The following is a 6523-nucleotide window of genomic DNA, read 5'->3' as shown; positions in this document are numbered from 1 at the left end:
TTGTCCGTGGCCCCGCGCACGTCGGCCACCACCTCGCGCAGGCGGTCGGCCATCTCGTTGAGCGAGCGGGCCAGCACGCCGATCTCGTCCTTCTGGTCGATGTCCAGGCTGCTGGTGAAGTCGCCGTGGCTCATGGCCTGGGCGAAGGCCACTCCCTTGGTAACCGGACCCGTGATGGCCCGGGTGAGGAATATCCCCAGAAGCACGGAGAGGGCGAGACCGACGCCGACGCCCGCCAGGGTCATGAATTTGGCCGCGGCTGCGTCGGACAGCATGGCCTTGGACGCTTTCTGGGCCTCTTCCTTGTGGTGCTCGGCCAGCTTGTTGGCAGCGACGATGACGTTGTTCGTGCGTTCCCGGGACTCGCCGAAAAGCACGGTCGCCATGCCGTTGAAGAGCTCCTGGGCCTTGGCCGCCTCCTCACGCATTGCACGGAAATGTTCGAAGACGAGTTCGGCGGAGGGCACGGTGACCTGCTGCAGCACGGTCTTGGCCCGGTTGATATCCCCCTCCTGGACGGCTTGCTTGGCGTCCGCCACCGATTTGTGGAACGCGGCGTGGGGGGCCTTGAGCTTTTCCAATTGCTCCGTGAGGAGCTTGTTCTCCGTCTTGAACGAGGCCATCCATTTGCCGAAGGCGCAGGCCGTGGGGTCTTCCCCGCCCTCGAAACTCTTGCCGGAGAAGATCGCCTGGGCCAACATCGCTTCCAGCTTGTAGTGGTCGCCGCGGAATTGTTGGAGGTCCGCCTGCAGTTCGTCGGGTTTCAGGATGTCGTTTTCGGCCAGCCGCTTGGCCATGTCCAGCGCCTTCGCGTTGGCGGACTTGGTTTCGGCCACGCGGCTCTTCACGTCCTCGAAGAGCTTCCCGGCTTCAGGGGACACGTCCAGGGCGGCATAGGCATCAAAGGCCGAGGAGTATCTGTCCCTGGCCTTGTCGATGTTCGCGAACTGGCGGGCACGGTCCTCGCGTCCCACCTCGGCGCTCATGAGAGTCCGCAGCGCCTGCCCGACGGCGTACATTTCCGCACGCACGGTGAGCGACTCCTGTACGCCGGGCAGGTCTCCCGTGGCGATCCCGGCGCTTTGGGAAGCGAGGCCTGACAACTGGACGAAGGCCGTGACGCCCACCGCCAGGGTGATGGCGGCGGTGAGCAGGAATCCTCCGAAAAGCTTGATGGCGAGCTTGATGTTTTTCATGGGCCCCCCGGCATAATGTGATTACTTGCTCATATTAGCTCCAATTGGAGTGGAAACGTCAACCGGAGGGAAAAATTTATAAGAAGCGGGCGAGGGATTGGATGGGGGCGCAGGCAGGATGAGAACGGTCAGGCACGAGGGGCGGTCCGGCGGAATATAGGCGGAATACAGACCGGCCAGGGCTGCGCTGAAAGGTCGAGGGCAAAATGCGTCGAGGAAAGAGTTGAGAACGAGGTTTTTTTCGGGGGCGGCTGTGCATTTCAAGTGAGAACAAAAACGTGGGGTGCGTCTAATGCGTCAGAAATACGAGGGAAGAAAAAAGCCGCCCTGCTTGCGTCCCGCGGAACCAGTTTTGAAGGTTTCGCGGATACCGGCTTGGGAGCCTCGACCCGGCCGCGTGGTGACGTTTTATCCCAAGGGGCAAGCATAGCGTCAGATCGAATATAGAGCGATTGAAACATGGAGTCAATGAATACGGACAAAGAAAAGCCGCCTTGCTCGAATCCCGGAGCGCCCCGTTTGTGGACGCTTCGGATACATCCCGGGGGAATAACCCCTCTCCCTCCCGAGAGTCGAGCAGCACGGCTGAACGGAATATAGACTAGCTGAAACATGAAGTCAGCCGGGCCTCGGAGCGCGCGGACATGGTCTAGTCAAGATCATTCATGACTCCGGGGAACCTTACCCCAAGAAGGAGGGTCAGCAGGTCACGCGCCAGGATATGCTGGATTTCCCCCGCGTGGTGGGGGATTACGCGCCCAGCGCCGTGGAAAAGAAAAAAGGGACGCAATCCCGCGTCTGGGTTGTGCCGGGAGAACGCGGGGGGCAGGTCATCCATGTGGCCACGCTGTTTGTGGATAAGGATCACCGCCCGCACCTCGTGACCTCCCACAAGGCCAATGAGGGTACACCGTCTACTCCCTCCAGGCTGTACACGGACAAAGAAAAAGCCGCCCTGCTTGCGTCCCGTGGGACCAGCTTTCCAGGTCCCCCGGATACCGGCCTGGGCCCCTCCACCCGGACGACCCAAGGGGCAAGCATAGCGGCTGAACAAAATATAGGGCAGCCGAAGCGCGAGGTCAACTGGGCCAGGGAAGGCGCGGACCCGGCCGGGGCCGCCCCGGCTGCCGGGGGGGCGACCAGCCGTCCGGAAGGCATGACTGATGGCTCGACCGAAGAAGCAAAGCCGGTTGGAACACACGGTCGGTGTGCGCCTGAGTCTGCATGATTATTCGGAGGCTCAAGTACGAGCCATGACATACGGCTTGCCGGTATCCGCGTGGTTGCGCGAGGCCGCGTTTGGTCGTCGCTTGGCGAAGGCGCGGCCAGCGGTGAATCACGAGGTATGGGGACTGTTGGGGAGGCTTATAGCGACTGTAAAGTCCCCTGTTCTAGGGCCAGCTAGGAGTAGAGACTCTGGGTTGGAGGTTCAACTTCTACAATACCCGCCAGCCATATTCCGTTTTTGGCGGCAAGAAACCGATGAAGATATATGAGAATGGCCCCATCCAGAGGAAGAATCTCATCTGGTCTGGGCCGAGAGAGCGGCGTAGCTCTTGAACCTGTCCACCTTGAGACCGTCACCCCTTGCTCCGATGAAACAAGACCATCTCTGACCATGCGGCTCCTGGAGTATGAATACATCTGTCCGCACGTTTCGAGAGTGGAAGCGATCAACGCAAGGGAATTGTAGATTGTCACTGGCGCTATAGCGAACGTTGCTCCATTCGTCTGAGGGGGCGAGTGGCCGAAGTATACACGGAATTGACTGGCTGCACCGACAGCAGCAATGCCTTATTAAATCAACCAGATCGTCCAATAGATGGCGGCCATTTTTTTAGGTAATTCCTAGCCAGACCGGACCTGTGATATGGGAGTCTGGCCATGAGAAGTTGCCCTCAATGTGATGGGGTCTGGGCGTACAGTCTGTCCGACGGCCGTTTCAAGTGTCGGAGATGTGGGCATCGCTACAGCTGGCGTTCGGTGTGGGGCTCCAGCCGCCTGCCGGAAAGCACGAAACGCCGCCTGGTGGAGTTGTTCGCCTTCGGGGTTCCGGTGTACCGCCAGCGGTTTCGTGAGGACGGCAGCAGCGCGGCGAAGGAGCGGTTTTACCGCCTGCTCCGCGCTTGCTGCGCCTACCGCGAAGGATTGCGCGAACCGTTCGAAGGGGCGCTGGAGTGCGACGAATCCACGTTCGGCGGCTCCCGCCACGGCAAGCGCGGCTGGGGCGCGGCGGGTAAGGTGATCGTCTTCGGAATCATCAAGCGCAACGGCATGGTCAAGGCCTCGCCCATCGCGGCCCACAACAAGGTTTCGGTGATGGGCGAGATTCAGGCTCACACCCGGCCGGGATCATTGTACTACACCGATGACTGGCAGGCTTACGCCACACTGCGGATGCGCGGGGAGCACGTGGTCATCCGCAAGGAGAAAGGCAGACCCAAGGGCCGCGACCACATCAACGGCATCGAAGGCTTTTGGTCCTACGCCAAGACCTGGTTGGCTCCGTTTCGCGGTGTTCCGCGAAAATTCTTTCACCTTTATCTGGGTGAAATTTGTTTTCGGTTTAATCACCGTCATGAGGACATTGAAAAGCAATTAATAAAGCTTGTTAAGTCTGTTTCCATAAAGCAGATCGACAAAACTTTGGTCCGAATAGGCTAGGAATTACCTTTTTTTATGGCGCTACGAGCAATTCAGTCACTTCATCAAGATTGAAATTGAATGCATGAGTCGGCGCTTCGAAAACTTTCGAGGCTTCCGCCGCGGCCAAGGGAATTTCCGTAAGCAGTTTATGAGCCAAGACTCTGTCCAAACGCACAGTGGGGACTGAGCAGCTTATTGTGGCGATGATTTTCCCCGAGTCATCAAAGACAGGCGCGGCAATGCATCGTATTCCTTTAAAAAGTTCTTCAAAATCCAAGCCGATACCTTTTTCCCGCGTAGATTCAATTTCTTTGTATATCAAATTTATTTTATCTGAATTTATATCTATATTTGTACGGCGCAATTCCTTAATGAAATTGCGCAATTCATCTTCGGTCAAGAAGGCAAGGAAAACTTTTCCAGATGCGGATAGATATGCCGGAAAAGATGTTCCGACAATCGAGTCCATCTGCAGTGCGTGGCCAGAAGTATTTTGGTGAACAACAACCATTTCTATGCCTGAGAGAACACTCAAATTTACAGTCTCATCAACTTTTTCGCGTAATTTTTGTAAAATCGGTTGAAGAAGGGCCGTCATATTGCTTTGAGAAACAATCTGTTTGCCCAGCTTGTAAAACTTCAGAGTCAACGCGTAGGCTCCACCTCGCTCGACTTGACGGACATACCCCAGGTCTTCAAACGTCCGTAAAATCCGTTGCAGTGTCCCTTTTGGGATAGAGCAGGCGGCGCTGAGTGTTTTCAACTGCCAGTTGTTTTTTGTCGCCATTGTTTCCGCGACGAAAAGAGCTTTTTCTAAAGAAAGCATCATATAATATTTGTCATCCTGTGGCATTGTCACCCCGGAAAAAGATTTCTGGCGTCGACCCTTGTCGAACCTAACTTGAAAAGTGTTCCTTTTTTCAATACCGTAAAGTAAATATTATCGAATTTCAGACTCCTTGTCCAGCCAGTCAGGTTTGCTGAGTAAATGCACGCCATCTTTTACAAGGGAAATGCACAGAGCGAAAGTGAATATCATCATCGGGAAGCCGGCAAGGGAAATCAACCCACGCACGGGTTCTATCCCGCCAGATATGCAGAGGACATAGGCGATCAATCCGACGACGAGTCCCCAAATGATCTTCAATTTTCTGGGAGGTTCTTCATCGGCCTGCACTCCTTTTGTCGATATGATCGCCAATGTCGACACCAAGGAATCCGTCATCGTCGCGAATGAGAAGATGATTATTATAACGAAGATGGACATGAGAACCTTGCTGAATGGGAATTGCGAAAAGAGAATGTATACCATTGACTCAAGACCGAATTTTTGTATTCCGGACCAGACATCGACCAGGCCGCTCCACTGATAAAAAACCGCCGTTCCGCCGAAAATTGAAATCCAGAAGTGGCAGAATATCGTCGGCGGGATGACATTTATGAGAATGAATTGGCGGATGGTCCTTCCTTTTCCCATCCTCGCCAGGAAATGGCCGAGCAGCGGCGCGAAGATGAAAAATATCTCCATATACGGAACGAGCCATTGCATTGGCCATTTGTCGTTGATCTGCATCGTGTTGAGAAGGGTGCTGTTGCGGAAGAAATTGTTCGCGAAATATCCGAAGGATTCGACACCAATTCCAAGAATGAAAAGGGTTGGACCGGAAAAAAGAACCAGCGCCATCAAGAAGAAGAAAGCTCTTGTGTTCCCTGTTGAGAGGATGCGCATACCTTTGCGTAATCCGGAATAAGATGAAATGACGTATATCGGAATGATGATCGCAGCAGAAACGCCCCATGTGACGGGGCCTGGGGTATAGTCGAATATTATTCCAGTTCCGCTGCCGATTTGCATGAGGCCTGCGCCCATGCTGGTCGCGATCGCGCAACAGAGTGAAAAAAGACAGATCGCATGGATGACGGCTGTCAAGACAGGACGATACTTGGTTGGAAAAATCGCGTACATGCCTGCAGCGACAGATAATGGGTAATTACGATTGTAACTTACCAGGGCGATGGCGACGCCACAAATTGTATAAAAACAATATTGCGCTATGGTCCAATGCAAGGTCGTTTGCGCGACGGCGAAAACTCCAGCGTCTTTGGATCCCGGCTCGATATGCAGGCTGAGGGGCGGCTGCATCATGTGAAAGATGGGTTCGCCCATGGCCCAGAAGAGTATCCCGATGCCGATGCAGCCACAGAGGGAGAGAGCGAACCACTGCCAAAACGTGAACTCGGGCTTGGCGTCTTTCCCGCCGAGGCGGATGTCTCCGATGGGTGAGAGGGCTATCCCCACGGTAAACATGACGATGATGATGCCGAGGGAGACCTCCAGCCAGCCGAAGTTCACGTGAATCCAGTCCATCGTGCGGGCCAGGATGCCGACGAGCCCTTCATTGTACACCAATCCCATCCCGATTCCCGTGAGCAGGAGAACGAAACCCGGCCAGAATGTGTAGTGGTTGAGCTTGTACCTTTCCTCTTGCGACCTTGCTTCTCGCATAATCGTCCTTCCTCCATCCGAAGAATGTCCCGGCGTGCGGGGCGGATGTCACGGAACCGAGCCGTAGAGTCTGTCCAAGCAGGGCGGAGATTCCTTGGCGTTTTCCTTCTGGTGGCGTATGCTTGAACGGCCCGTATTGTAGTACATCGTTCCATTTTGTGGTAAGACTAAAAGG

5 protein-coding genes are annotated in these 6523 nt (G+C 55.1%); 2 read left to right on the top strand and 3 right to left on the bottom strand.

Going from position 1 to position 6523, the window contains the following annotated elements; translation table 11 throughout:
• Positions 1-1196: HAMP domain-containing protein (locus tag H587_RS0111760; RefSeq protein WP_027176443.1), on the bottom strand; the 1196-nt coding region annotated here is incomplete at its 3' end.
• A 1163-nt stretch (positions 1197-2359) separates the two neighbouring features.
• Between H587_RS0111760 and H587_RS21415 the strand changes: the two genes are divergently transcribed.
• Both H587_RS21415 and H587_RS0111750 read left to right on the top strand, forming a co-directional pair.
• Positions 2360-2692 (top strand): plasmid mobilization protein, encoded by a 333-nt coding sequence (locus tag H587_RS21415; RefSeq protein WP_425387188.1) that lies wholly within the window; start codon positions 2360-2362, stop codon positions 2690-2692.
• A 532-nt stretch (positions 2693-3224) separates the two neighbouring features.
• Complete coding sequence (locus H587_RS0111750) at positions 3225-3860, top strand: IS1595 family transposase (protein ID WP_211219506.1); 636 nt, start codon at positions 3225-3227, stop codon at positions 3858-3860.
• Between the two features lie 13 nt (positions 3861-3873).
• On the opposite strand, the gene H587_RS20310 is transcribed toward H587_RS0111750, so the two are convergent.
• Together H587_RS20310 and H587_RS18370 are read right to left on the bottom strand one after the other, a co-directional pair.
• Positions 3874-4695: an IclR family transcriptional regulator gene (locus tag H587_RS20310; protein ID WP_084630679.1), complete on the bottom strand. Its 822-nt coding sequence runs from the start codon at positions 4693-4695 to the stop codon at positions 3874-3876.
• Positions 4696-4782: 87 nt separating this feature from the next.
• Positions 4783-6348 carry a BCCT family transporter gene (locus H587_RS18370; RefSeq protein ID WP_051202726.1) on the bottom strand — a complete coding sequence of 522 codons (1566 nt, stop codon included), beginning with the start codon at positions 6346-6348 and terminating at the stop codon, positions 4783-4785.
• Between the last annotated feature and the right edge of the window lie 175 nt (positions 6349-6523).

This window comes from Desulfovibrio aminophilus DSM 12254, assembly GCF_000422565.1.
Lineage (GTDB): Bacteria > Desulfobacterota > Desulfovibrionia > Desulfovibrionales > Desulfovibrionaceae > Aminidesulfovibrio > Aminidesulfovibrio aminophilus.
This window is presented reverse-complemented; position numbering and strand designations above follow the sequence as displayed.

What these genes read in the sequence shown, in the direction of transcription:
- H587_RS21415 (WP_425387188.1), top strand. Translation starts at nt 2,360, where the DNA reads ATGGCTCGACCGAAGAAGCAAAGCCGGTTGGAACACACGGTCGGTGTG.
- H587_RS20310 (WP_084630679.1), bottom strand. Translation starts at nt 4,695, where the DNA reads ATGCCACAGGATGACAAATATTATATGATGCTTTCTTTAGAAAAAGCT.
- H587_RS18370 (WP_051202726.1), bottom strand. Translation starts at nt 6,348, where the DNA reads ATGCGAGAAGCAAGGTCGCAAGAGGAAAGGTACAAGCTCAACCACTAC.